Origin of the sequence: Stenotrophomonas maltophilia, assembly GCF_039555535.1 — a bacterium.
Lineage (GTDB): Bacteria > Pseudomonadota > Gammaproteobacteria > Xanthomonadales > Xanthomonadaceae > Stenotrophomonas > Stenotrophomonas maltophilia_Q.
In genome coordinates this window covers 3800063-3824769 of sequence record NZ_CP154630.1, presented here as the reverse complement: position 1 = coordinate 3824769, position 24707 = coordinate 3800063, and the positions used below count along the sequence as shown (strand labels likewise).

Sequence of the window (24707 nt, the reverse complement as noted above, 5' to 3'; positions counted from 1 at the left end):
GGATCTACCGTGCGGCGTCCAGCAGTTTTTCCAGGCCGGTGGCTTCGGCGGCTTCGTCGAAGCGGGCATCTGCCAGGCGTGCTTTTACGAAGGCCACCCCGTCAGCGGTGGCCGCATCCAGCGTGGCGCGGTGGTCGACCGGATACTGGCGGAAGGCCACGGGTTCGCCGCGCAGGGCCAAGCCGGCGGCATACAGCAGGGTGGTCAGATAGGGCACGTCCTGATCGCGCGTGCCGTGGGCCAGCATCAGCGGCTGGGCGAACCCGTGCCGTGGCACGCCCAGATAGTCGTGCAGCAGCGTCCAGATGCCCGGCACCGAGGTCAACGGCGCGCTGAACATCTCGCCGGTGCTGGCGCCCTCCAGCTGTGCCGCCAGATCGGTCAGGCAGTGCTGTCGGGCCAGGGCAATGCGTGCCCGCCCCTGCGGGCTCAGCACGCGGTCGATCTGCGGCGCCACCTGCAGCAGGCCATCAAGCAGATAGGCATGGTAGGCATTGAGTGCGCCGGGATTGGCGCTGCGGCTGTCGGGGCGCATCACCAGTGCGGTCATCTCCACGGCCGTGGGCGTGCCTGCGGTGAAGCTGCCCTTGTACTGCAGGCCGGGGCCGGAATAGGCGGCAGCCTGGTGGCCGGCGCTGAGCGCCGCGGCACCGCCCTGCGAGTAGCCCACCGAGACCCAGCGCGGTGACAGGCGGCTGCCCAGGAACCGATGGCTGGCCTTGACCATGTCGATGCTGTTGCGCGCGGCGGTGCGTACATGCAGGTAGGCGTGATCGCCGGGGCTGCCGAGGCCCTGATAGTCGGCCGCGACGACGGCGTAGCCCTGGGCGAGGAAGGCGTCCAGGAAGCGCCCATCGCGTTCGGCGTGGGTGGGGCCGGAACGGGAAGGGGCGCAGTGATCGGCAATGCCCTGGGTGCCATGCGCCCAGGCAACGACCGGCCAGCCGCCCGCTGGCGCCGTGCCTGCCGGCAGATAGAGCAGACCGGTGCCCTGCGCCAGCCGGTTGTGATGATCGGGCGTGCGGTAGCTGAGCAGGTACGCCTGGGATGCCTTCGAGGGCACCCAGGCGGCACGATAGGGCGCTGCGCTGAGCAGCTCGCCCGGCTCTGAGGCCTGGACTGCAGCGGGCAGGGCCAGCAGGGTGGCGGCGAGGGTGGCCAGCAGGGGCCGGGTGCGGGAAACGGTTGAGGTCTTCATTCGGACTCCAGGCAGGCGGGAATGGCCGTGCGCTGGAGTGTGGAGGGCCGTGCGGGTCCGGTTTGGGAACGGCATCGCAACGGCGGCCGATTCGTAGAATTCCTAATACCCCAAGTCCAGCGGGGCGCCCGCCATCCACGCATGGCGTGGATCTACCGGATAAAGAAAGGGCCCCTTGCGGGGCCCTCTGCTTTCTTATTTCTTTTCCAGTCGCGCGTTGCGCTGGCCGGTGCTGGCGGACTTCTCGCCGGCGAACGGGTTCAGCTTGCGGATCATCCACGGGTACTTCGGCCACTTGCCTTCCAGCCACGGGTGGTCCGGCTGGTTCAGCTGCAGGACGCGGCGGGCGTCGTCGGCCAGGGTCTTGTTGCCCAGGTGGGTGTAGGAATCGGCCAGGACGGCGACGGCGTCGTACTGGAACGCGCTCTGCGGATAGGTTTCCAGCAGGTAGTTGGCGCGGCCGGCGGCCGAGACCCAGGCGCCGCGGCGCATGTAGTACAGGGCGTTGTCCAGCTCGTGCTGGGCGAACACGTCACGCAGCTCCAGCATGCGCTGGCGCGCATCGGCGGCGTAGCGGCTGTTCGGGTAGCGGTCGACCACGATGTTGAAGTCCGAATACGCCTGGTGCGGCGTGGACAGGTCGCGGCGGCTGGCGTCCAGCGACCATACGCGGCGCAGGAAAACCGTACTGCGGTTGGAGTTGGCCAGGCCGCGCAGGTAGTACAGGTACGCGATGTTGCGGTGGGTCGGGTAGGTACGGATGAAGCGGTCGATGCTGGACACCGCATCGTCGTGCTTGCCGGCCTTGTACTGCGCGTAGGCGGTTTCGATCATCGCCTGTTCGGTATACGGGCCGTACGGATACTGGGCCACGAGGCGGCGGAAGCTGGTTTCAGCCCCGCTCCAGTTGCCACCCTGCATCAGCTTGTGGCTCTTCTCGTACAACTGTTCGACCGGCGTCCCTTCATCGGGGCGATCGCCCTTCTTGGCGCCACGGTGGCAGCCGGTGGCGGCGATGACCAGCACCAGCAGCAGGGCGGTGAGGCGGACGGGCGCGGAGAGCATGGAGGAGCGTCGGATCATGAGGTCGAGGCGGGACGCGGCTGGAATACGAAGGGTCGATGATAGCCTAGTGTCCTGTCCAGCGACTGAAACCGGCCGCCGGGACCCCAAAATTTCAAAGAATGCCCCTGCCATGTCTGAACAACCCTCTGAATCGGCCCGCCAGGCCATCGTCCCCGACACCGCTGCCGGCCGCCGTTTCGACGCCGTGGTGGCCGAACTGTTCCCCGAATACTCGCGGTCGCGCCTGACCGAGTGGATCAAGGCCGGTGAGGTCCTGCTGGACGGCGCCCAGGTGCGCCCGCGCGATCCGCTGCGCGGCGGCGAGGTGGTGACCCTCAACGTGGTGCTGGAAACCCAGACCGACGCCCAGCCGGAGGACATCCCGCTGGACGTGCTGTTCGAGGACGAGCACCTGCTGGTGATCAACAAGCCGGTCGGCCTGGTGGTGCATCCGGGGGCCGGCAACCACAGCGGCACCCTGGTCAACGCCCTGCTGTTCCGCGACCCGTCGGTGGCGGTGCTGCCGCGCGCGGGCATCGTGCACCGCCTGGACAAGGACACCAGTGGCGTGATGGTGGTGGCCAAGACCCTGGAAGCGCAGACCGCGCTGGTCGAGCAGCTGGCCGCACGCGACGTGCACCGCCAGTACCTGGCCATCGTGATGGGCGCGCTGGTGGCCGGCGGTACCGCCGATGCCCCGATCGACCGCCACCCGCGCGACCGCCTGAAGATGGCGGTGCGCGAGGACGGCAAGGAGGCGATCACCCATTACCGGCTGCGTGAGCGCTTCCGTGCGCACACCGCGCTGGAGTGCCGTCTGGAAACCGGGCGTACCCACCAGATCCGCGTGCACATGGCGCACGTTCGCCATCCGATCATCGGTGATCCGCTGTACGGCGGCGCGCTGAAGCTGCCCAAGGGCGCCAGCGATGAGCTGGTGGCCGCGCTGCGTGGCTTCAAGCGCCAGGCCCTGCATGCCGAGACCCTGGAGTTCACGCACCCGATCACCGGTGAGCCGGTGCGCAACACCGCGCCGGTGCCGGAGGACATGCTGCACCTGATGAAGGTGCTGCGCGAAGACAGCGAAGCCTTCGCCGCGCGCGAGCGGGACCGCTGGTAATGGACGCCGCGCTGCCGTTGCTGTGGGCCGATTGGCCGGCGCCTGCGGGCGTCCATGCGCTGACGACGCGCCGGCATGGCGCGGGCATCTCGCCGGCGCCGTTCGCGCAGTTCAACCTGGGCAACCGGCACGCGGCCGATGGTGATACCCCGGCCAACGTCGAGCACAACCGCCAGCTGCTGCAGCAGGGGCTGGCGTTGCCCTCCGCGCCGCACTGGCTGCGCCAGGTGCACAGCAGCACCGTGTTGCGCTTCAGCACGCCACCAGTGCCCGGCGCCAGCGAGCCGGTGGCCGATGCCGCAGTAACCTCGGTGCCCGGCGTGGTGCTGGCGATCCTGACCGCCGACTGCCTGCCGGTGGTGTTCGCCGCCGCTGATGGCAGTGAGGTGGGCGCGGCGCATGCCGGCTGGCGTGGCCTGGCCGACGGCATGCTGGAGGCCACCGTGGCGGCCATGCAGACGCCGCCCGGGCAGTTGCGAGCCTGGCTGGGACCGGCTGCCGGGCCGGCCGATTACGAGATCGGTGAAGAGGTCTACCACGCTTTCGTCGGCCATGATCCGGCCGCCGAGGCGGCGTTCGTGGCCACCCGCGCAGGCCACTGGAAGGTGGACCTGTTCGCGCTGGCGCGGCAGCGCCTGCAGGCCGCGGGCATGGACCCGGCGCAGGTATACGGCGGCACGGTGTCGACCATGGCCGATCCGGACCTGTACTCGCACCGGCGCGATCGTCGTACCGGACGCATGGCGACGCTGGCCTGGATCGCACCCTGAGTACGCCCCTGTTCGCACGGGTGCTGGGGCCGGCCTTCGCCACCCTGGCCGCCCCGGTGCAGGCGCTGCATGCCGCGCCGTTGCCCTGCCGTTATGCAGGGCAGGCGCGGATCGTGCGGGGACGGCACTGGCTGGTGCCGTTGCTGGCCGCAGTGGCACGTTTGCCGAACAACGGCGATGCGCTGCCGACCGAGGTAGCGTTCAGCGCCCACGGGCAGGGCGAGCAATGGGCGCGACGCTTCGGACGCTGGCCGATGGTGTCGCGGTTGTGGGAGCACGAAGGGCATCTGCACGAGCAGCTGGGTGCAGTGCGTTTCGCGTTCGACCTGCAGGCCCGCGATGGCGGCATCGACTGGACGGTGCGGCGGGTCTGGGCGTTGGGCCTGCTGCCGCTGCCAACACGCTGGTTCGGTGGCGTGCGCTGCCGTGAAGCGTGGCACGGCCAGCGCTACACTTTCCTGGTCGATGTGACATTGCCCTGGGCCGGAGCCCTGATCCGCTATGAAGGCTGGCTCGAACCGCAGTGAGGTTGCCACCGAGACCGGCCGCGCGGTGATCGTGTTCGATGGTGTGTGCGCGCTGTGCAACCAATGGGTGCGCTTCCTGCTGCGCTTCGATCGCGCGGGGCGTTACCGCTTCGCCGCGATGCAGGGCACGCAGGGCAGCGCGCTGTTGCGTGCGCACGGGCTGGATCCGCAGGACCCGGCGTCGTTCCTGTTGCTGGACGCACGGGGCGCGTGGACCGATACCGATGCGATCCTGCGCGTACTGGCGGGACTCGGCGGTGCCTGGCGTTTTAGCGGCGTGCTGCGCCTGCTGCCGCGCAGCTGGCGGGACGCGGCGTATCGCCTGCTGGCGCGTAACCGCTATCGCTGGTTCGGACGCCACGATGCGTGCCATCTGCCGGCGCCGGAACACCTCGCGCGGTTCCTGGATTGATCACCGGACGTCTGTAGAGCCGAGCCATGCTCGGCTGTTCCCGTCGAGGCTATGAAAAAGGCAGCCGGGCATGGCTCGGCTCTACAGGAGCAGGTGCTTCAAGCCTGCAGCGTCGGCAGGCTCAGTCGAGCAGCCGGTAATCGATACGGCGGTTCTGCGCGCGGCCGCTGTCGCTGCGGTTGTCGGCCACGGGATGTTCCTGACCGTAGCCCACGGCGACCAGCGTGTCAGGCTCCACCCCCAGCGCCTGCAGCCCCTGCGACACCGCTTCGGCACGTTGCTGGCTGAGATGCAGATTGGCTTCGGCCTGGCCGCGGCTGTCGGTGTGCGCACCGATTTCCACGCGCGTGCCTGCTGGCGTGTCACGCAGCGCGTTGGCGGCAGCTTCCAGCGTCTGCCGCGAGTCACCGGTCAATTCGGAGGAGCCGGCGTGGAATTTCAGCGTGGTCTGGTTCAACGCAGCTACCCGCTGTGCAGGGGCAGCGTCAGGTGACAGCTGCGCCAGCGCGGCCAGGCCCGGGCCCCACAGCCCGCGCATCTCCAGCGACGGGAAGTCCTGGCGCAACCGCCGCGAGATGGCCAGCCGCTCGGGCTCCTGCATGGAACGGGTATCGATCCGCAACCGGGTGCCTTCAAACACAAGGTGCAGGCCGTCGCCCCGCAGGAGGGGAAGATCCACGATCAGGCGATCCAGCCAGCGCGGCGCCTGGGTGTGCGGGTCCAGTGCGATGCCACCCTCCAGGTTGCGCGCGCCGTGCACGGCGGAAAGCGCATTCCAGACGCGGCGACGGTCGCTCTCGCTGGGCAGGCGCCCGTGTACCTGTACCTGCGTGCCGCGCTGAAGGAGGGACAGGTGCGCTTCATGCTGCGCGGGCGTGTCCTGCACCGTCCACAGCGGTGTGCGCGCTTTCAGCAACAACCATGTGGTGAGGCCCAGCACCGCAACCACAGCCACGGTCCAGAGCAGGCCGCGCAGGGCCATGCCGTACATCGCACGCGAGGGCACCAGACTGCGCATGCGCCTGGGCGCGGCGTTCCTGCGTGCTGGAACGGCGGCAGCGGCCACTTCATCGGCGCTGTGCGGGGCGGACATCAGGGTGACGACGCCGGGCAGCAGGTTGCAGATCACCACACGGAACGGCCCGGGTGACATGCCGCTGCGGTGGGCGATCATGGCCAGCGTGTGCGCCCCGAGGGCGCGCTCCATTTCGCTGGCAACGATGGGCAGGCGCAGGCTGGCCGGGTGCCGCCAGGAGTGGAAGCGGGCGGCCAGGCCGGCCTGTTCGAAGCGCTGCTGCACGCCGTCCAGACCGTGGGGATGCGAGGCCACCCAGGCGGTGATCACCTCGATCACCCAACGGGTGCGATGGCCCAGTTCAAGGCGTGTTGCTGCATCTTCGATGAAACGGTCGTAAGCGGACATGCGGTGACTCCCCAGGTGTGATGTGCGCGACGCCTCGCAAACGCGGTGGCGATGGCGTGCGGTCGTTCTGGGGGCGTCACTTTGGGGAGCGGGTGTCAATGCGGAATGAAAACCGGTGCGCGCTGCAGCTTTCGTTTTTGCGGACGCATGAGCGGCAGGCGTGATGAAACCGGAAAAAACCCCTATGCGAAGCTGGCTTTACATGAGGATCGGCATTCCGCGCGGCCGTGGGCCGGTCGCGTTGCCGGTGCGGTGATTTGGTTTCATTCGCATCCACTTTAGTGCTGAAAGCGACAATTTGCGGGCCGTGCTGGCACGCCGATGACGTGTCGAACCGGCCCGCAGCGAAGGTGGTCGCTCAGCCTTCCAAAACGTCCAGATAGCTGCGCCGCCAATGGTTGATGTCGTAGGTACGCAGGTGCTCCATCATCGCGTGCCAGCGTTCCTTGCGCCTGCGCAGCGACATCGTCGCGGCCGTGGCGATGGCGTCGGCCACGCCGTCCAGATCATGCGGGTTCACCAGCAGCGCCTGCTTCAGTTCGTCGGCGGCCCCGGCCAGCAGCGACAACACCAGTACGCCGGGATCGTCCGGGTCCTGCGAGGCCACGTACTCCTTGGCCACCAGGTTCATGCCATCACGCAGCGGGGTCACCAGTCCCACTGCCGCCGCCCGGTAGAAGCCGGTAAGCGTGGCGTGGGTGAAGTTCTGGTTGACGTAGCGCAGCGGTGTCCAGTCCGGTTCGGCGTGGCCACCGTTGATGTGGCCGGCGATCTGTTCCAGCTGGCTGCGCAGTTGACGGTACTCGGTGACATCACCGCGCGAGACCGGAGCGATCTGCAGGTACGTCAGCGAACCCCGCTGGTCGGGATGGCGCTCCAGATAGCGCTCGAAGCCAAGGAAGCGCTCGGGCAGGCCCTTGGAATAGTCCAGGCGATCCACGCCGATGGCCAGTTGGCGGTCGCGCAGGCTGGCGCGCAGATTCTTCACTGCGGCCTTGGTCGCGGCGGTACTGGCCTGCCGCGCGATCAGCTCGGTGTCGATACCGATCGGGAACGCGGCCGCGCGGAAGCGGCGTCCACCTGGCGCTTCCAGTTCGCCATTGTCGAGTACGCGGCCGCCACCGAACAGGCGCAGGTAGGTCTGGAAGCGATCGGCGTCGCGCTGGGTCTGGAAACCGACCAGGTCATAGGCATACAGCGCGGAGAACAGGCGCAGGTGGTCGGGCATGGCCTGCAGCAGGTCGGCCGAGGGCATCGGGATGTGCAGGAAGAAGCCGATGCGGCAGCCGATGCCGCGCTCACGCAGCAGTGCGCCGAGCGGGATCAGGTGGTAGTCGTGGATCCAGACGATATCGTCTTCGCGCAGCAGCGGCGCGAGCTTGTCGGCGAACAGCGCATTGACCTTGTGGTAGGTCTCGCGGGTACCACGGTCGTAGTCGACCAGGTCCAGGCGGAAGTGCAGCAGCGGCCACAATGTGCGGTTGGCGAAGCCGTTGTAATAGCCATCCACCTCGCGCTTGCTCAGGTCCAGCGTGACGAATTCGATGTCGCCGTCCTTCTGCGTGTGCAGCGTGCCGCTGCCATCGCGCACGCTCTTGCCGCTCCAGCCGAACCACATGCCGCCGCGTTCCTTCAGCGCGGCGAGCAGGCCGACGGCCAGGCCACCGGCGCGATTCTCGCCGGGCACCGCCACCCGGTTTGAAACCACTACAAGACGACTCACGATGCCTCCTGCCAGGACCGCGACAGGCGCATCGCGGCGGTGATCAGGCCGACGTGCGAATAGGTCTGCGGGAAATTGCCCCAGGCCTCGCCGCTGTCGAAGGCCAGATCCTCCGACAGCAGGCCCAGGTGGTTGCGCTGCTTCAGCAGCAGCTCGAACATCCCGCGTGCTTCGTCCATGCGCCCGATCGCCGCCAGCGCATCGATGTACCAGAAGGTGCAGATGGTGAAGCTGGTTTCCGGCTCACCGAAGTCATCCGGTGCGACATAGCGGTACAGCGAATTGCCATGCTTGAGGTCGCGGCCGATGGCCTCCACGGTGGCGATGAAGCGGGCGTCCATCGCATCGATGAAGCCGATGTCGGCCAGCAGCAGCAACGAGGCATCCAGTCGGTGGCCACCGAAGGTGTCGGTGAAGTGGCCCAGCTCGTCACTCCAGGCTTCAGCCATGATGCGTGCGTGGATGGTGTCGGCGCGCTCGCGCCAATAGTGCGCCCGGTCGTCGCGCTTCAGGCGTACGGCGATCTTGCACAGGCGGTCGCAGGCCGCCCAGCACATCGCACTGGTGTAGGTGTGCACCTCGGTACGCCCGCGGAACTCCCACAGACCGGCATCGGGTACGTCGTGCAGGGCGAATGCCTGTTCGCCCAAGGGTTCCAGGCGGGCAAAGGTGTGCGCATCCCCCGGGTCCTGCAGGCGACGGTCGAAGAACAGCTGCGTGGAGGCCAGCACCACGCTGCCGTAGACATCGTGCTGGCGCTGCACCCAGGCCAGGTTGCCGCGACGCACCGGGCCCATCCCGCGATAGCCGGACAGGCTGGGGACTTCGTTCTCGTCCAGCTTGGCCTCGAAGCCGATGCCATACAGCGGCTGCAGCGTGCCATCGGTGGTGGCCAGGTTGAAGATGTAGCCGAGGAACTGTTCCATCGTGCGCGTGGCGCCAAGACGGTTCAGCGCACGCACCACGAAGGCGGCATCGCGCAGCCAGCAGTAGCGGTAGTCCCAGTTGCGCACGCTGCCGGGCGCTTCCGGAATGGAGGTGGTCATCGCCGCGATGATCGCGCCGCTGTCCTCGTACTGGCACAGCTTCAACGTGATTGCACTGCGGATGACCGCGTCCTGCCATTCCAGCGGAATGGACAGGTAGCGCACCCACTCACGCCAGTAATCACGGGTGCGCTGGAAGGCTTCCTGCACATAGCCGCTGATGGAGCGGTTGAGCGATTCGTCCACGCCGAGGATCAGGTGGATCGGATGGTTGAGCACAAACGGCAGGCCATCACGCACGAACCGTACCGGCACGTCGGTGGTCAGCCGCAGCACGTGCTCGGGCAGGATCCAGCGCACGTGGTTGCTGCCCCAGGTGGACTCGGGCACGCGCGCGCCCCAGTCGGCCAGCGGGCGCGCACGCACGGTGATGCGTGGGCTGCCGGCCAGTGGGCGGACCTGGCGGATCAGGCTGACCGGGCGGTAGAAGCGGTCGTTCTGGCGCCAGCGCGGGGCGAAATCGAGGATTTCCAGTGCGCCGCCATGCGTGTCACGCAGCACGGTGCGCAGGATCGCGGTGTTGGTGAGGTATTCCTGCTCGCTGTCGGCGAAGTCCTCCAGCTCGATGGCGAAGTCGCCGCCGGTCTGCTGGTTGGGACCGAGCAGGGCGCAGAAGGTGGGGTCGCCGTCGAAGGTGGGCAGGCAGCTCCAGACAACGCGGGCATGTTTGTCGACCAGGGCGCCGAAGCTGCCGTTGCCGACCACGCCCAGATCAAGATCGGGTTGGGTCATCACGCGGTACATCTCGGTTGCGGCCGTGGGGGGGGCCGGGTCAATAGGCATTCTCACGCAGCCAGGCGTGCACGCTGCGTATGTCGGGCAGTGCGAACACCGCCGCGCTGGGTTCACGCTCGCCCACCAGCACGCTCCAGCCATGCTGGCCGTTGGCGGCATCGAAGCCGAATTCATCGGTGAGGTCATCGCCCATGAACACGGGCAGGCGACCGCGGAACGGCAGGTACTGCATCATCCTCCGCACTGCCCGGCCCTTGTCGGTGCCTACGGGCACGAACTCGACCACGTGGTCACCGGGCTGCAGGCGATAGCTGGTGCGGCCGCGCACGTGCCGGTCGGCGAATGCGCGGACATCACTGGCGGCGTGCGGCGCACCGCGCCAATGCAGGGCCAGGCCCACGCCCTTGTCCTCGACCAGCACGCCGGGATGCCCATGGGCGAAGCGCATGGCCTGCTGGTGCAGTGCGTGGAGCCATTCGGCGGTGTCGTCGTCATGCTCGTCGCGCAGGACGCGACCATCCTGGCCACGCAGTTCGTGGCCGTGAAGGCCGGCGGCAGGCAGCTGCAGCGGGGCGAACAGCGTGTCCAGCTGCTCAAGCGGGCGACCACTGACCAGTGCCACGGCACCTTCCAGGCGGTCGCTGATGCGGCCGATGGCTTCACGCACATCCGGCAGCAGCTGCACGGCATCCGGGCGCGCAGCGAATTCGATCAGGGTGCCATCGACATCGAGGAACAACGCACAGGCGTCATCCAGCAATGGCGGTGGCGGACGCAGGGGGAGCGGTTCAGCCATGCCCCCACCTTGCCAGCGTGGGCGTGTAGGGCAGGTCGAGGCAGGGCGACAGTTCGTGGTGGGTGCCGACCGCTGGTCGGGACGGAAGACGATGGGGAAACCACGACGGGGTAGAGTCGACTGTTAGTCGACTATCGCGCGCAGCGCGGGACTTTTGCGATCTGCGTGAAGAGCAGTCGACTAACAGTCGACTCTACCCCGTCGGCTCTACCCCGTCGGCTCTACCGGGTCGATTCTGCGAATCAGAACGTATAGCGGACGCGGCCGTAGTAGTACGCGCCGTTGCTGCCGATCGGCGACAGCACGTCATACGGCAGGTTGCCGAAGTAGTGAATGTCGCTGTTGGATCGATCCGGGTAGTTGTCGGTCAGGTTCTGGCCACCGATGGCCACGCTCCAGCGCGGAGTGATGCGGTACTCGACCTCCGCATCCAGCTGCCATTCGGCCTGGTAGGTCTGGCGCGGAATGTAGCCGTCACCGAAGTTGAACACGCGGGTGGCGCTGCCATAGCGGTTCACACGGGTGCTCAGCGACCAATGGTCGTTGCTCCAGGCCGCCGAGAAACTGCCGCGGGTACGCGGCGTGGCATCGGTCAGCGTGTTGGTCTCCTCGATGCCGAACAGCACGTAGTCCGGATTCAGTGCACGCAGCTGGGCCGGCGTGGCGAGCACGTTCTTCAGCGTGGTCTTCGTGTACGCATAGGTGCCGGCCAGCAGCAGCTGGCCATCGCCCAGCGACTGGCGCCAGTTGCTCACCAGCTCGGCGCCGCGGGTGCGGGTGTCGGCGGCGTTGACGAAGAAGCTGGCGCTCTGCAGGCCGGTGACGCCGTAGTTGGCTGCCACATAGTCGGTCAGCGCATCACCGGTGATGCTCTCGGACAGCGCAATGCGATCGTCGATGTCGATCTGGAAGAAGTCCAGCGACAGGTCGAAGTGCTCGCCGATGCGGCTGGTGAAGCCCAGCGAGGTGTTGAGCGATTTTTCCGGCTTCAGGTTCTGCGCACCCAGGCCGCGCGCGATCGGATTGTTGACCGACAACAGGCGTCCCTGCACCAGCTGACCGCCAGCGTTGTAGCCGGTGGAGGTGGACTCGTAGCCGATCTGTGCCAGCGACGGCGCACGGAAGTTGTTGGAGATGGCGCCACGCAACGCGAACGCCGGGGTGAATTCGTAGCGCAGGCCGAGCTTGCCGGTCAGTTCACCGCCGAAATCATCGTTGTGCTCGTAGCGCGCGGCCAGATCGGTGGAGAACTTCTCGCCGAACTGGCTGGACAGGCTGGCATAGGCACTGGCCACATCGCGCGACAGACGCGCCGCATCCTGCGGGGTCAGGCCGCCGCCGGCCTGCGAGCCGGTCGGGCGGTCGGTGAACGGGCCGGCCGCATAGCTGGCGGGGTCACCGGGGCGGGTCTGGTAGCGCTCGTGGCGTGCTTCCACACCCAGGCCCAGGGTGTGGCTGATGCTCTCGCTCTGGGTGAACACGCGGCTCAGGTCGAGGTTGCCCACGGTCTGCGCGTACTCGTAATCGGCAGTCTTGAAACGGGTCGGGCTGGTCGGGCCCAGCGAGGCATTGAGCGAATCGCGCAGGCGGTAGGTGAAGTCGTTCTGGCCGTAATCCAGGCTGCCGTCGTAGCTCCACTCGCCCCACTGGCCGCGCACGCCGGCCACGGCCTGCACGTCGCGGTTCTCGCCTTCGGAGATCGGCCGGTAACCGTTCGGATAGACCTGCTTCCAGTTGGCATCGCCGTCGGGGTAGCGGAAGTAGTTCGCGCCCTCGGTGTCACGCTGGTTGAAGGTGCCGAACGCGTAGAACGTCGAGGTCTGGCCGACCGGGATCTCGGTGTTCAGCCACAGGTTGAAGTCCTTGCTCTTGCCATCGCCCAGCACGTAGTTGCGCTTGCCCTGCAGCACCAGGTTGCCTGGAGTCTGGTCCCACGGCGGAATCTGGTCGAAGCCGGCGCGGTTGGTGCCGTTGCGGTGCTTGTATTCCAGGCCGACGCGCAGGAAGCCGCCATCCTCGCCCAGCGAGGTGCCGACCTTGGCGCTGATGTTGCCGGTCTGGCCGTCGGTGAGGGTGCGCCCGATCGGCTTGAGGTCAGTGTGGTTGGCGCCGTAGCTGGCTTCGATCTCGCCACCGTCGCCGCCGTTGTCGAGGATCACGTTGATGACGCCGGCGACCGCGTCAGAGCCGTACAGCGCTCCAGCACCATCGCGCAGCACTTCGATGCGCTTGATCGCGCTGACCGGGATCGAATTGAAGTCGACCGGGGTGGTGCCCTTGCCGATCTTGCTGTCGGTGTTGACCAGCGCGGTGTGATGGCGGCGCTTGCCATTGATCAGCACCAGCACCTGGTCCGGCGACAGGCCACGCAGCTGCGCGGCGCGTACATGGTCGGCACCGCCGGAGTTGGACTGGCGCGGGAAGTTGAACGACGGCAGCAGCGCCTGCAGTGCGCTGCCCAGCTCACCGTTGACCACGCCGGCCTTGCGGATGTCCTCGGCGGTGAGCACGTCCACTGGCGAGGTGGATTCAAGCACGGTGCGGTCGGCGGCGCGGGTGCCGGTGACGATCACCGTGTCCAGGTTGGTGGCGTCCTGGGCCAGGGCCGGGACGGCGGCGGAGGAAAGCGCGAGGGCGATGGCGAGGCCGAGCGGCGACGCGGGCAGGCGGGCGGACATGGGGGCTCCAGCAACAACGACGACGGGGAAGGGGGAGATAGACTCACTTACATCCATCCGGATGAAGCGATATATCATCTTCGCGTGATGGCCGGTGCAGATGCAAGCCCCTGCCGGTCCGGCATGAGCTGATGCCCTGCTGGCATCAGCACGCCGGGCCGGTGGCGCTGTACGCTGCCGGCTCGCCCTGTCCCCCTTCCCCGGAGCTGTACCGATGAAACACCTTGGCCTCGTCTTTGCCGTGCTGCTGGCCACCAGTGGCTGTGCCAGCCTGTCCTCGCAGGCGCCCAGCGCCTATGCCACGGCCACCACCGCCGAACTGAAGGGCGATGCCGCACGCCCGTCCGACGGCCACGGCTGGGTGCGCAGCGAGCTGTACTTCGGCGTGGGCGAGGAGCAGGGCGCGGGCAACCGTCCGCAGGCCGACACCATCAGCGAGGCGCAGTGGCGCGCATTCCTGGACAAGGAAGTGACCCCGCGCTTCCCGGATGGACTGACCGTGTTCGATGCCTATGGCCAGTGGCTGTTCCGCGGCGATGCTTCGCCCAACCGCCTGCGCACCAAGGTGCTGGTGGTGCTGCATGAGGACACTCCGCAGCGTCGCACCGATATCGAAGCGATCCGCCTGGCGTGGAAGCAGCAGACCAAGCATCAATCGGTGCTGTGGTCGCGGCAGCCGGTCGAGGTATCGTTCTGAGTTGAAGGTGCCGCTGCGGTGCCGCAGGGAGCGATGATGAAACACAGGGAATGCGCGCTGGGCCTGGTGCTGGCGGGATTGCTGGCGCCGTCGGCGCAGGCAAGTGGCGGCGACGGCGAAACGCTGCGGTTCCAGGTGGCCGCTCACGTGCAGGCGCACGCCGATCCCCAGCAGGACGGCAGCATCGCCGTGCAGCTGTCTCCGTCGGGCAAGCGCCAGGTGCTGGCGGGCGCGGCGGATGCCGACGGCAATTCGCGGTGGTCGCTCGAAGACGTCGATTTCGATGGCTACCCGGAACTGGTTGCGCGTGCATCGGTGGGCATGGTCAACGAAGCGGTAGCGGTGTACCGGTTCGATCCAGCCAGCGCTTCGTATCGCGTTCTGCAGACCGAAACCCACGGCAAGGACAGCTGCGGTGACCTGATGGGGCTGAGCGTGGACGTTGCCACCCGCACCCTCACCAGCAGTTGCCGCAGCGGCCCGATGTGGTACGCCGACCAGTACCGGTTCGCAGGCGCGAAGCTCTACCTTTACCGCAGCGAGAATGTGCTGATGCTGGGCGATACGGTGAGCGCCGCGCTGCAGTGGGAACAGACCGACGAGCAGGGCCCGCTGGCGGTCTGGCGCACCTACGATGCCGATGGCCGCGTGTTGGAGACGGCCATCGCCGATGGCCTGGGCGCACGGCCCGAGGGGCCGCTGCGTGGCCAGCAGGCCACCGTGGTGCCAACACGCCTGTTCCTGTTCGACCGACCCGGCGCGACCAGCACCAAGCGCTATCTGGTGCAGGGCGATCGCGTGGAAATGCTGGATGAACAGGACGGCTGGGTGAAGCTGCGCTACCGCAACCCGAAGCAGGGCGTGGTGGAGGGTTGGATCAACGTCAATGATTGACGAGATGTCTACCCGCAGTTTGCACATCGAGGCGATGCGCAACTTGCCCACGGAGGCATCACTTCACCGGGTCTAGCCTCGGACGTTCCCCCGTTCGAGGATGTATCCGATGAGCAAGCGCGTGGCCGAAATCGTGGTGGACGCCCTGCAGCAGGCCGGTGTCCGCCGTTGCTACGGCATCGTGGGCGATACGCTCAACCATGTGACCGATGCGATGCATGGCAGTGAGATCGCCTGGGTGCACGTGCGGCATGAAGAAGTGGCAGCGTTTGCTGCCGGCGCCGATTCGCTGGTGAGCGGCGAACTGACCGCCTGCGCCGGCTCCTGCGGGCCCGGCAGCCTGCATTTCATCAACGGTGTGTTCGAGAGCAACCGCAACCGCGCGCCGATGGTGCTGATCGCCAGCCAGGTGGTGACCAGCGAACTGGGCATGGAATTCCCGCAGGAAGTGGACTTCAAGGCGGTGTACGCCAGTTGTTCGGTGTTCTGCGAGCAGGTGCACAGCGCCGAACAGGCACGCCGCGTGGTCACACTGGCCTGCCAGGCCGCGATCAGCCGCCGCGGCGTGGCGGTGGTGATCCTGCCGGCCGACATCAGCCAGGCCGAGGTGAAGCACGATGTGCCGTTTTCGGTGCACTACACCCAGCCGGTGCTGCGCCCTTCCGACGCCGAACTGCAGCGTATCGCCGAGCTGCTGGGGCAGGGCAAGCGCATCGGCGTCTATGCCGGCGCCGGCTGCCAGGGTGCGCACGCGCAGCTGCTGGAACTGGCCCGGCGCCTGCAGGCCCCGATCGCGCACACCTCGCGCGCCAAGGATTTCGTCGAGCCGGACAACCCGTACAACATGGGCATGACCGGCATCTTCGGCATCGAATCCGGCTTCCACACGCTGATGGAGTGCGACACGCTGCTGCTGCTCGGCGCCGACTTCGCCTGGGGCCAGTTCTACCCGGACAAGGCCACGATCATCCAGGTCGACCGCGATGGCAGCCACCTCGGCCGCCGCCACCCGGTGCACCTGGGCGTGGTCGGCGATATTGCGCCCACGCTGGATGCGCTGCTGCCGATGCTGCCGCCGCGTGAGGACAGCACGTTCCTGGACGAATGCATCGAGCGCCGAGACAAGGCGCTGAAGAAGCGCGAACAGGAAGAACAGCCGGGCGAAGGCGAGCTGATCCACCCGCAGCATCTGACCGCATTGCTGTCGAAGTATGCGACCGACGATGCGCTGTTCACCGCAGACGGCGGCTCGCCAATGGTGTGGGTACTGCGGCATATCCGCGTCAACGGCCGCCGCCGCACGCTGACCAGCCTGCTTCACGGCACGATGGCCAACGCGATGCCGCAGGCACTGGGCCTGCAGAAGGCGTTCCCGGGCCGCCAGGTGATCTCGCTGTCCGGTGACGGAGGCTTGGCGATGCTGCTGGGCGATCTGCTGACCGCAGTGCAGGAAAACCTGCCCATCAAGGTGGTGGTGTTCAACAACGGTTCGCTGAACTTCGTCGAGCTGGAGCAGAAAGTGGAAGGGCTGCTGGACAACTACACCGACCTGAAGAACCCGGATTTTGGCCGCCTTGCCGAAGTGATCGGCTTCCACGGCCGCACCGTGACCCGCAGCGAGGATCTGGAGGAAGCGGTGCAAGACTTCCTGTCGCAACGTGGCCCGGCATTGTTGGATGTGCATACCAGCCGCGCCGAACTGGTGATGCCGCCGCAGATCGAGGCCAAGCAGGTGGCAGGCACGGCGCTGTATGCCGCCAAGGCGGTATTGAACGGCCGCTTCGACGACGTGAAGCATCTGCTGGTGGACAACTTCCTGAAGAAGTGAGGGTTGGGGTTTTATGCAGGGCTGCGCCCTGCACCCGCTACGAGCCAGAGCCAGAGCCAGAGCAGAAGCTGGTTTCCTGAGGGATGGCGGGGTGGGTCCGGTTGCGGGGGACGCCGTAAACCCGTCGCTGGGGGCTTGGCCGCGGCATCCATGCCGCGGACTGATCTGGCCCCCCGCAACCGGACCCACCCCGCCTTCGACAGTTTCCTGCGATCTGTCGGTAGATCCACGCCATGTGTGGATAACGTGGAAATGATCGAATTGTTCGTGTAGAGCCGAGCCATGCTCGGCTCAGAGCGAAGCGACCCGCTTTTGCTTTTGATCTTTTGATTCCTTTCCGTGGCTGGCACGCGCAGGGAATTGTCAGGGGCCGGTCGGGATGGGCTGCGCAGGACCGTTGGCGCCATGGAGGGCGCCATCGAGCCCCCAAGGACGGGTTTACGGCGTGTCCTGCGCAGCCCATCCCGACCGGCCGACTCCAATAAAGCTGCTTTTGGCGACCCACCCCCAGCCACGAGGGGCCCCGCCGTTGGCTGGAACCCATCATCCCACCGCGGAATTGGCGCCCGGGCCCCGCTGGGCCTACCATCGGCGGTCCCCACCCCCACCGCCCCTTCCATGTCCGCTCCCGCTTCCGCCGCACCGCGTCGCTGGTTCGTCGCCGGTGACTTCAACGGTTTCTTCGGCCTGGTCGTCGACAACCTCTCCATTCTCGGCTTCATCGCCATGGCGCTGGTCGGGATCTTCCAGTTCCCGGCCGATGTAGTGTTCGGCCGCATGTTCCCCGGCACCGCCTTCGGCGTGCTGGTCGGCAACCTGCTGTACACCCTGATGGCGCGCCGGCTGGCGGCACGTACCGGCCGCGACGATGTCACCGCCATGCCGCTGGGCCTGGATGCACCGACCAGCATCGGCATGGCGTTGCTGGTGCTCGGCCCGGCCTTCATCGCGTTCAAGCAGCAGGGCATGGACCCGCACGCTGCGGGCATCGCCACCTGGCAGCTGGGCATGGCCGCGCTGGTCATCATGGGCGTACTCAAGTTCGTGCTGTCGTTCTTCGGCGAAGCGGTCACCCGCGCGCTGCCACGTGCGGCGCTGCTGGGCTCGATCGCCGGCATCGCGCTGGTACTGATGGGCCTGCTGCCGCTGCTGGAAACGCTGCGCTCGCCGCTGGTCGGCTTCACCACGCTGGGCCTCCTGCTGTATGTATTGATCGCCAAGGGCAGGCTGCCGGTGCGTGGTCCGGGCGTGCTGCTGGCCTTCGTGTTCGGCACCGTGCTGTATTACGGCCTCGGCGTGGCCGGGTTGGGCGCGCCGGGCTTCCATGTGCCGGAATGGGTGCCGCCGCAGGTGGTGCTGCCGCTGCCGACGCTGGGCTTCCTTGAGGGCCTGCCCACCGCGATGACCTACCTGCCGCTGCTGCTGCCGTTCGGCCTGCTGATGGTGGTCGGTGGCATCAACGTGTCAGAGAGCGCACGTGCGGCCGGCGATGACTACCGCACCCGCGACATCCTGCTGGTGGAAGCGGTGGCGACGCTGGTGGCCGGTGTCTGCGGCGGCGTTGCGCAGACCACGCCGTACATCGGCCAGCCGGCCTACAAGCACATGGGCGCACGCAGCGGCTACACGCTGCTGACCGGCCTGTTCGTCGGCATCGGCGGCATGCTCGGCATCATTTCCGGGCTGGTGCAGTGGCTGCCGCTGGCAGTGCTGGCACCGATCATCGTGTACGTGGCCATCGACATCACCACCCAGGCCTTCCAGGCCACGCCGCGCCACCACGCCGGTGCGATGGTGTTCGGCTTCCTGCCGTCGGTGGCCTACCTGTTGGCGATCAAGGCACCGGGCTGGATCGCACCGGACCAGCTGCCGCAGCTGCTGACCAAGCTCGACGGCCACGGCCTGCCGGAACTGGCGGTGATCTTCACCCTCGGCAATGGCTTCATCATCACCTCGATGCTGTGGATCTCGGCGGTGGCGGCAATGGTGGACGGCCGCCTGCGCCGCGCCTGTGGCTTCCTGCTGGTGGCGGCGCTGCTGACCCTGTTCGGGCTGATCCACTCGGTGGACCCGCGCGGCGGCATCTACCTGCCGTGGGACCTTGACGGCCTGGCGCGCATCATCAGCTGGCAGTTCGCGGGCGCGTATGTGGCGCTGGCGATGCTGCTGGGGCTGCTGTCGCTGCAGAAGCAACCGGTGAAGCCGTTGGGCGATCGCATCGATCATTGACCGGGGGCGCCGGGCATGGCCCGGCGCTACCGCTTTCTTTCCGCCTCCGATGTGTTGCAGAGCCGAGCCTGCGCTCGGCTGCTCTGAGCCGAGCATGGCTCGGCTCTACAACAGGAGTTGCAGGCGGCGGTATCAGCGCGCTCCATCCAGCTCGGGGTAGTGGCGGAAGATGCCTTGGGTGTTGAACGGCAGCCGTCGCTCCGAGGCCAGGTAGGCGGCGATGTTCGGTCGCTTCGACACCCGCTCCTGCAGTGCACGCAGCAGCGGCAGGGTGGGGCCGAGTGCCTGCATGCGGCGCGGGAACATGTAGTCCAGCCCGCTCAGCAGCTGGAACAGCGACAGGTCCACATACGAATGCTCGCGCAGTGCATGGCGACCGCCATTGGCCGTCAGCACCTGCTCGAAGTAGCCGAGGTACTTCGGCAGCCGTTCGCTGCGCAGCGAGACTGCACGCGCCTTGGCCTCGGTCTTCTGCTCCTCGTAGTACTTCGATGCGGCAATCGGATGATGGGTGTCATGCACCTCGGCCACCAGGTCGGCGATGGTCAGCTGCAGTTGCAGCGCCTGCATCCGCCGCGACGCCGCCTGTGGCACCAGGTCCAGCGTCGGACCGAGGAAATCGAGGATGGCCGCGACCTGTGCGATCACCTGTCGTCCCGCCTTCAGGAACGGTGGCGCGAACGGTTGTGCGCCTTCGCTGCCACCGTCGAGGAGCGGCTGCATCACTGCATCGCCGTGCACCCGCGCCATGTCGATGTAGTCGGCGCCGGCATCTTCCAGTGCCAGCCGCACGAACTCGCCACGGCCCTGGATGCCGGTCCAGTAATACAGCGCGTACTGCATGGCAGTGCCTCCACAGGACAAGACCTACAGCCTCGCGCGGAGCGTGCAAAGCAGGCGTGAGCGCGGTTTTGCTGCAGGCCCGAACCCGAACGGCAGCGGAACAGGTGGGGAACCCGTTGGAATCGGCGGGGTCACACCTTCTACATGCGTGTGAAACGAGGTGCTGCATCATGCAGAGTGGAAAAGCGGTTTGGCCCTGGGTGCTGGGCGTGGTGGTGATCGGTGGCGCGGGCGGTTGGCTGTTCCGCGATCAGCTGAAGAGCCTGGCGGACGGTGTCCCGGTGCCGGTGCAATCACCCCCCGCCAGTGCTGGTGCGCCGCCACAACCGAAGCCGGCCGTAGAGACCGCACCGGCGCCACCTGCCATCAGGCATCCGCTGGACACCGATGCCGCCGCCGATCCCGCGCTGCCGAAACTGGCCGACAGCGATACCGCGGCCTGGGGCGCATTGAGCCAGCTGTTCCAGGGCGAGGGCCCGCTGACCCTGCTGCTGCGCGATCACCTGATCCAGCGCCTGGTCACCCAGGTCGACAACCTGGACAAGCCCAGCGTGCCCCCAACCGCGCTGGCTGCGAGGCCGTTGCCTGGCAACCTGCAGGTCGAGCCCGGCGAGGGTGGCGAACGCATCGCCGCCGGCAACGCCGCGCGCTATGCGCCCTATGTGCAGGCCTTCACCGCGCTGGACCCGGCGGCAACGGCCACCGCGTACAAACGCTTCTATCCGCTGATCCAGCAGGCCTACGTCGACCTGGGCCGGCCCGAAGGCTACTTCAACGACCGCCTGGTCGCGGTGATCGACCATCTGCTGGATACCCCGGACCTGGTCCAGGCACCGCTGCTGCAGCGCGATGAGCGTGGCCGCTATCGCTTTGTCGATCCCGCCCTGCAGTCGCGCTCGATCGGGCAGAAGGCGCTGCTGCGCATGGACGTGGCGCAGGCGCGGGCGGTCAAGCAGCAGCTGCGCGCGATCCGCAGCGCGATCACCCGCTGAGCCCGTCCGCCACGAGGAACTGATCGGGATCAACGCGCCGACCACACCGGTTCCGGCATGCTGGCCACAGGCTGACTGGCCTCGGGGTGCAGTCGCAGCCACCCTTGAAACTGGGTGGGGCAACCGCATCTTTCCAGCATCGCCGGCGCGGGCCGGCCCTGATGACCGATGAGGATTCGCAATGCGGATGGACAAGCTCACCTCGCGTTTCCAGCAGGCGCTGGCAGACGCACAGTCGCTGGCCGTGGGCCGCGACAACAGCATCATCGAACCGGTTCACCTGTTCAGCGCGCTGCTGGACCAGCAGGGCGGCAGCACGCGCCCGTTGCTGGCCCAGGCCGGGGTGAACGTGCCGGTGCTGCGCGAGCGCCTGACCGAGGCGCTGGACGCGCTGCCGAAGGTGTCCGGCCAGGCCGGCAATGTCTCGATGGGCAATGACCTGGGGCGCCTGCTGAACCAGACCGACAAGCTGGCCCAGCAGCATGGGGATGCCTTCATCGCCAGCGAGTGGTTCGTGCTGGCCGCGCTGGACGATGGCGGCACGCTGGGCATGGCGCTGCGCGCCGCCGGTGCCGACAAGACCCGCCTGCAGGCGGCCATCGACAAGTTGCGTGGCGGCGAGAACGTGCAGTCGGAGAATGCCGAGGAACAGCGGCAGGCGCTGGAGAAGTACACCATCGACCTGACCGCGCGCGCCGAGAGCGGCAAGCTCGACCCGGTGATCGGCCGCGACGAAGAGATCCGTCGCACCATCCAGGTGCTGCAGCGCCGGACCAAGAACAACCCGGTGCTGATCGGCGAACCCGGCGTGGGCAAGACTGCCATCGTCGAGGGCTTGGCCCAGCGCATCATCAACGACGAAGTGCCTGAGGGCCTGCGCGGCAAGCGCGTGCTGTCGCTGGACATGGGCGCGCTGATCGCCGGTGCCAAATTCCGCGGTGAGTTCGAGGAACGCCTGAAGGGCGTGCTCAACGACCTGGCCAAGAACGAAGGCCAGATCATCCTGTTCATCGACGAACTGCACACCATGGTCGGCGCTGGCAAGGCCGATGGCGCGATGGATGCCGGCAACATGCTGAAGCCGGCGCTGGCACGCGGTGAGCTGCATTGCATCGGCGCGACCACGCTGGACGAGTACCGCAAGTACATCGAGAAGGATGCCGCGCTGGAGCGCCGCTTCCAGAAGGTGTTCGTGGGCGAGCCGTCGGTGGAGGACACCATCGCGATCCTGCGCGGCCTGAAGGAGAAGTACGCGCTGCACCATGGCGTGGAGATCACCGACCCGGCCATCGTCGCCGCCGCGACGCTGTCCAACCGCTACATCACCGACCGCCAGCTGCCGGACAAGGCCATCGACCTGATGGACGAAGCCGCTTCGCGCCTGCGCATGGAGATCGACTCCAAGCCGGAAGAGCTGGACCGCCTGGAGCGCCGGGTGATCCAGTTGAAGATCCAGCGCGAGATGCTGAAGAAGGAAAAGGACGAAGCCTCGCGGCAACGCCTGGCCGACCTGGAGAACGACATCGAGGCGCTGGAGCGCGAGTTCTCCGATCTCAATGAAATCTGGAAGTCGGAGAAGGCCGCGCTGCAGGGTGCGACGAAGATCAAGGAGCAGGTCGAGCAGGCCAGGCTGGAACTGGAGGCCGCGCAGCGCCGCCAGGATTTCGCCAGGATGAGCGAGATCCAGTACGGCCTGTTGCCGCAGCTGGAAAAGCAGCTGGCCGCCGCGCAGGAAGCCGAGCACAAGGACTTCAAGCTGGTTCAGGACCGCGTGACCGACGAGGAGATTGCCGAAGTCGTTTCGCGCTGGACCGGTATTCCGGTCAACAAGATGCTCGAAGGCGAGCGCGACAAGCTGCTGCGCATGGAAGAGGTGCTGCACAACCGCGTGGTCGGCCAGGAGGAAGCGATCAAGGTCGTCTCCGATGCGGTGCGCCGCTCGCGTGCGGGCCTGTCCGATCCGAACCGTCCGGCCGGCTCGTTCCTGTTCCTCGGTCCGACCGGCGTGGGCAAGACCGAACTGTGCAAGTCGCTGGCCGAGTTCCTGTTCGACAGCGCCGACGCGATGATCCGCATCGACATGAGCGAGTTCATGGAGAAGCACAGCGTCGCCCGCCTGATCGGTGCGCCCCCGGGCTATGTCGGCTACGAGGAAGGCGGTTACCTGACCGAGGCCGTGCGTCGTCGCCCGTATTCGCTGATCCTGCTGGACGAAGTGGAGAAGGCGCATCCGGATGTGTTCAACATCCTGCTGCAGGTGCTGGACGATGGTCGCCTGACCGATGGCCAGGGTCGCACGGTGGACTTCCGCAACACCGTCATCGTGATGACCTCGAACCTGGGTTCGCACCAGATCCAGGACATGAGCGCCGACGACAGCCCGGAGGCCTACACGCAGATGAAGGCGGCGGTGATGGGCGTGGTGCAGGCGCACTTCCGTCCGGAATTCATCAACCGCCTGGACGACATCGTGGTGTTCCATCCGCTGGACAAGCAGCAGATCAAGCAGATCGCGCGCATCCAGATGCGTGGGCTGGAGAAGCGGCTGGCCGAGCGTGGGTTGAAGCTGGCGGTCTCCGATGCGGCGTTCGACCTGCTCGGCAACGTTGGCTTCGATCCGGTGTATGGCGCGCGTCCGTTGAAGCGTGCGATCCAGGCGCAGCTGGAAAACCCGCTGGCACAGAAGATCCTGTCCGGGGCCTTCGTCAACGGCGACACCATCGAAGTCGGCAACGACGGCGGTCACCTGGTGTTCGCCAAGGCGTGAATCATGCGGGGCGCTGCCTGATCGTAGCGCCCCGTTTTTTCCGGTAGCGCCGGGCCATGCCCGGCGACTTCTCAGAAGCGGTGCGTGTAACCGCTCATCAAGCCGAACTGGTTGGGCTTCTGCACGATCGGGCTGTCGGCGGCATCGCCGAGCAGGCGCGTGCCTTCGGCCGAGATGTACCAGTTGCCGTTGCGGCCCACGCGGTGGCTCCACTTCAGGCCGACACCGGCGCTGAACAGGCCGGCCTTCGGCTTGTGTTCGGCAAAGCCGGTACGCGCCGCCTGTTCCGGGCTGACGCCGTACCAGGTCTGCATGTAGCCGCGGTTGCCGTAGTCGGTGGAGACGCTGCCGCTGACCACACCGCCGGCCAGGTCGAACAGCGGCATGGTCAGGTTCAGGTGCACCTGCTGGGTGGCCAGGCCGTTCTCGGCCTTGTCCTCATCCTTGCGGGTGAACTGCCAGGAACCGCTCAGCACGGCTTCGCCCAGCGTATAACCAGCCGAGACGCCGACCAGGGGACGGGTATCGATATCGCCCATGCCGCGCAGGAAGTCCGAACCGCCAAGCAGCGAGTCCTTTTCCTTGCGGATGCCGCTGGCGCCGACATAGGCACGCACGCGGGTGTGCTCGCCGATGGAGGTGCCCCAGCCAATGCCACTGGTGCCCAGAAACCATCCCCCCGGCGAGGTGACATCAAAGGACAACGACGGCGTCGCACGATACTCCTCGCTGCCGCTGTAGCGCGGCGTCACGCCGCCGCCAGCGGCAACTTCGAAGGTCCAGTGGTCATCCCTGGCATGGGCGATCGGTACGGCGAACAGCGGCAACACGGCCAGGCAGAGCAGGGCAGGGGAACGGGAACGGCGACGCTGGGACATGGAAACTCTCGGCAATGGGAGGAAAGCAGCACGCGCATCCGGCGTACGCTGCAGGGTCGCCAGCGTGGCGATATGCCGGCGACGGT

Annotated in this window: 19 protein-coding genes; 10 read left to right on the top strand and 9 right to left on the bottom strand. The window is 67.1% G+C overall.

What is annotated here, in order from left to right:
* Positions 1 to 4: 4 nt before the first annotated feature.
* Positions 5 to 1198, bottom strand: a complete 1194-nt coding sequence (locus AASM09_RS17685) for a lipase family protein (RefSeq protein ID WP_049429148.1) — start codon at positions 1196 to 1198, stop codon at positions 5 to 7.
* Positions 1199 to 1393: 195 nt separating this feature from the next.
* The gene (locus AASM09_RS17680) at positions 1394 to 2281 is read right to left on the bottom strand and encodes an outer membrane protein assembly factor BamD (RefSeq protein ID WP_024956778.1); all 888 of its coding nucleotides are present in this window, start codon (positions 2279 to 2281) and stop codon (positions 1394 to 1396) included.
* Positions 2282 to 2393: 112 nt separating this feature from the next.
* On the opposite strand from AASM09_RS17680, the gene rluD reads away from it, so the two are divergent.
* From rluD to AASM09_RS17660, 4 genes are read left to right on the top strand one after another with little or no spacing between them, the layout of a single operon-like run.
* Positions 2394 to 3383 carry a 23S rRNA pseudouridine(1911/1915/1917) synthase RluD gene (rluD, locus tag AASM09_RS17675; protein ID WP_019660164.1) on the top strand — a complete coding sequence of 330 codons (990 nt, stop codon included), beginning with the start codon at positions 2394 to 2396 and terminating at the stop codon, positions 3381 to 3383.
* The gene (gene pgeF, locus AASM09_RS17670) at positions 3383 to 4153 is read left to right on the top strand and encodes a peptidoglycan editing factor PgeF (protein ID WP_049429149.1); all 771 of its coding nucleotides are present in this window, start codon (positions 3383 to 3385) and stop codon (positions 4151 to 4153) included. The genes rluD and pgeF overlap by 1 nt, the downstream gene beginning before the upstream one ends.
* Positions 4154 to 4173: 20 nt before the next feature.
* Complete coding sequence (locus AASM09_RS17665) at positions 4174 to 4680, top strand: DUF4166 domain-containing protein (RefSeq protein ID WP_049429150.1); 507 nt, start codon at positions 4174 to 4176, stop codon at positions 4678 to 4680.
* Positions 4655 to 5092 (top strand): thiol-disulfide oxidoreductase DCC family protein, encoded by a 438-nt coding sequence (locus AASM09_RS17660; RefSeq protein WP_049429151.1) that lies wholly within the window; start codon positions 4655 to 4657, stop codon positions 5090 to 5092. Before AASM09_RS17665 ends, AASM09_RS17660 begins: the two co-directional genes overlap by 26 nt.
* Before the next feature lie 121 nt (positions 5093 to 5213).
* Here AASM09_RS17660 and AASM09_RS17655 read toward each other — a convergent pair whose 3' ends face one another.
* The 5 genes from AASM09_RS17655 to AASM09_RS17635 form a co-directional block, all read right to left on the bottom strand.
* Entirely contained in the window at positions 5214 to 6515 is a 1302-nt protein-coding gene (locus AASM09_RS17655) for an OmpA family protein (RefSeq protein ID WP_049429152.1), read from the bottom strand.
* 358 nt (positions 6516 to 6873) lie between these two features.
* Entirely contained in the window at positions 6874 to 8238 is a 1365-nt protein-coding gene (gene otsA, locus AASM09_RS17650; RefSeq protein WP_049429153.1) for an alpha,alpha-trehalose-phosphate synthase (UDP-forming), read from the bottom strand.
* Positions 8235 to 10016, bottom strand: coding sequence for a glycoside hydrolase family 15 protein (locus AASM09_RS17645; protein WP_049429158.1), 1782 nt, complete (start codon positions 10014 to 10016; stop codon positions 8235 to 8237). The genes otsA and AASM09_RS17645 overlap by 4 nt, the downstream gene beginning before the upstream one ends.
* A 40-nt stretch (positions 10017 to 10056) precedes the next feature.
* Entirely contained in the window at positions 10057 to 10815 is a 759-nt protein-coding gene (gene otsB, locus AASM09_RS17640; RefSeq protein WP_049429154.1) for a trehalose-phosphatase, read from the bottom strand.
* 242 nt (positions 10816 to 11057) lie between these two features.
* Positions 11058 to 13493: a TonB-dependent receptor plug domain-containing protein gene (locus tag AASM09_RS17635; RefSeq protein ID WP_343368553.1), complete on the bottom strand. Its 2436-nt coding sequence runs from the start codon at positions 13491 to 13493 to the stop codon at positions 11058 to 11060.
* 214 nt (positions 13494 to 13707) lie between these two features.
* On the opposite strand from AASM09_RS17635, the gene AASM09_RS17630 reads away from it, so the two are divergent.
* From AASM09_RS17630 to AASM09_RS17615, 4 genes are all read left to right on the top strand, one after another.
* Positions 13708 to 14190, top strand: coding sequence for a DUF3574 domain-containing protein (locus AASM09_RS17630; protein ID WP_049429156.1), 483 nt, complete (start codon positions 13708 to 13710; stop codon positions 14188 to 14190).
* Between the two features lie 36 nt (positions 14191 to 14226).
* Positions 14227 to 15084 (top strand): XAC2610-related protein, encoded by an 858-nt coding sequence (locus AASM09_RS17625; RefSeq protein ID WP_049429159.1) that lies wholly within the window; start codon positions 14227 to 14229, stop codon positions 15082 to 15084.
* A 109-nt stretch (positions 15085 to 15193) separates the two neighbouring features.
* The gene (locus AASM09_RS17620) at positions 15194 to 16912 is read left to right on the top strand and encodes a thiamine pyrophosphate-dependent enzyme (protein WP_100443664.1); all 1719 of its coding nucleotides are present in this window, start codon (positions 15194 to 15196) and stop codon (positions 16910 to 16912) included.
* A gap of 618 nt (positions 16913 to 17530) precedes the next feature.
* Entirely contained in the window at positions 17531 to 19141 is a 1611-nt protein-coding gene (locus tag AASM09_RS17615; RefSeq protein ID WP_049430696.1) for a membrane protein, read from the top strand.
* Positions 19142 to 19273: 132 nt separating this feature from the next.
* Here AASM09_RS17615 and AASM09_RS17610 read toward each other — a convergent pair whose 3' ends face one another.
* Positions 19274 to 19984 (bottom strand): glutathione S-transferase, encoded by a 711-nt coding sequence (locus tag AASM09_RS17610; RefSeq protein WP_049430694.1) that lies wholly within the window; start codon positions 19982 to 19984, stop codon positions 19274 to 19276.
* 170 nt (positions 19985 to 20154) lie between these two features.
* Here AASM09_RS17610 and AASM09_RS17605 point away from each other — a divergent pair, with 170 nt between their 5' ends.
* Positions 20155 to 20976 (top strand): DUF3014 domain-containing protein, encoded by an 822-nt coding sequence (locus AASM09_RS17605; protein WP_049430693.1) that lies wholly within the window; start codon positions 20155 to 20157, stop codon positions 20974 to 20976.
* Between the two features lie 181 nt (positions 20977 to 21157).
* A complete protein-coding gene (clpB, locus tag AASM09_RS17600) occupies positions 21158 to 23743 on the top strand; it encodes an ATP-dependent chaperone ClpB (protein WP_049430692.1) in 2586 nt (861 codons plus the stop codon).
* 71 nt (positions 23744 to 23814) lie between these two features.
* Here clpB and AASM09_RS17595 read toward each other — a convergent pair whose 3' ends face one another.
* Complete coding sequence (locus AASM09_RS17595; RefSeq protein WP_049430689.1) at positions 23815 to 24621, bottom strand: MipA/OmpV family protein; 807 nt, start codon at positions 24619 to 24621, stop codon at positions 23815 to 23817.
* Between the last annotated feature and the right edge of the window lie 86 nt (positions 24622 to 24707).

What these genes read in the sequence shown, in the direction of transcription:
- AASM09_RS17635 (WP_343368553.1), bottom strand. Translation starts at nt 13,493, where the DNA reads ATGTCCGCCCGCCTGCCCGCGTCGCCGCTCGGCCTCGCCATCGCCCTC.
- AASM09_RS17680 (WP_024956778.1), bottom strand. Translation starts at nt 2,281, where the DNA reads ATGATCCGACGCTCCTCCATGCTCTCCGCGCCCGTCCGCCTCACCGCC.
- clpB (WP_049430692.1), top strand. Translation starts at nt 21,158, where the DNA reads ATGCGGATGGACAAGCTCACCTCGCGTTTCCAGCAGGCGCTGGCAGAC.
- AASM09_RS17620 (WP_100443664.1), top strand. Translation starts at nt 15,194, where the DNA reads ATGAGCAAGCGCGTGGCCGAAATCGTGGTGGACGCCCTGCAGCAGGCC.
- AASM09_RS17595 (WP_049430689.1), bottom strand. Translation starts at nt 24,621, where the DNA reads ATGTCCCAGCGTCGCCGTTCCCGTTCCCCTGCCCTGCTCTGCCTGGCC.
- AASM09_RS17630 (WP_049429156.1), top strand. Translation starts at nt 13,708, where the DNA reads ATGAAACACCTTGGCCTCGTCTTTGCCGTGCTGCTGGCCACCAGTGGC.
- AASM09_RS17660 (WP_049429151.1), top strand. Translation starts at nt 4,655, where the DNA reads ATGAAGGCTGGCTCGAACCGCAGTGAGGTTGCCACCGAGACCGGCCGC.
- AASM09_RS17685 (WP_049429148.1), bottom strand. Translation starts at nt 1,198, where the DNA reads ATGAAGACCTCAACCGTTTCCCGCACCCGGCCCCTGCTGGCCACCCTC.
- AASM09_RS17615 (WP_049430696.1), top strand. Translation starts at nt 17,531, where the DNA reads ATGTCCGCTCCCGCTTCCGCCGCACCGCGTCGCTGGTTCGTCGCCGGT.
- rluD (WP_019660164.1), top strand. Translation starts at nt 2,394, where the DNA reads ATGTCTGAACAACCCTCTGAATCGGCCCGCCAGGCCATCGTCCCCGAC.
- otsB (WP_049429154.1), bottom strand. Translation starts at nt 10,815, where the DNA reads ATGGCTGAACCGCTCCCCCTGCGTCCGCCACCGCCATTGCTGGATGAC.
- AASM09_RS17605 (WP_049430693.1), top strand. Translation starts at nt 20,155, where the DNA reads ATGCAGAGTGGAAAAGCGGTTTGGCCCTGGGTGCTGGGCGTGGTGGTG.
- AASM09_RS17625 (WP_049429159.1), top strand. Translation starts at nt 14,227, where the DNA reads ATGAAACACAGGGAATGCGCGCTGGGCCTGGTGCTGGCGGGATTGCTG.
- AASM09_RS17610 (WP_049430694.1), bottom strand. Translation starts at nt 19,984, where the DNA reads ATGCAGTACGCGCTGTATTACTGGACCGGCATCCAGGGCCGTGGCGAG.
- pgeF (WP_049429149.1), top strand. Translation starts at nt 3,383, where the DNA reads ATGGACGCCGCGCTGCCGTTGCTGTGGGCCGATTGGCCGGCGCCTGCG.
- AASM09_RS17655 (WP_049429152.1), bottom strand. Translation starts at nt 6,515, where the DNA reads ATGTCCGCTTACGACCGTTTCATCGAAGATGCAGCAACACGCCTTGAA.
- AASM09_RS17645 (WP_049429158.1), bottom strand. Translation starts at nt 10,016, where the DNA reads ATGACCCAACCCGATCTTGATCTGGGCGTGGTCGGCAACGGCAGCTTC.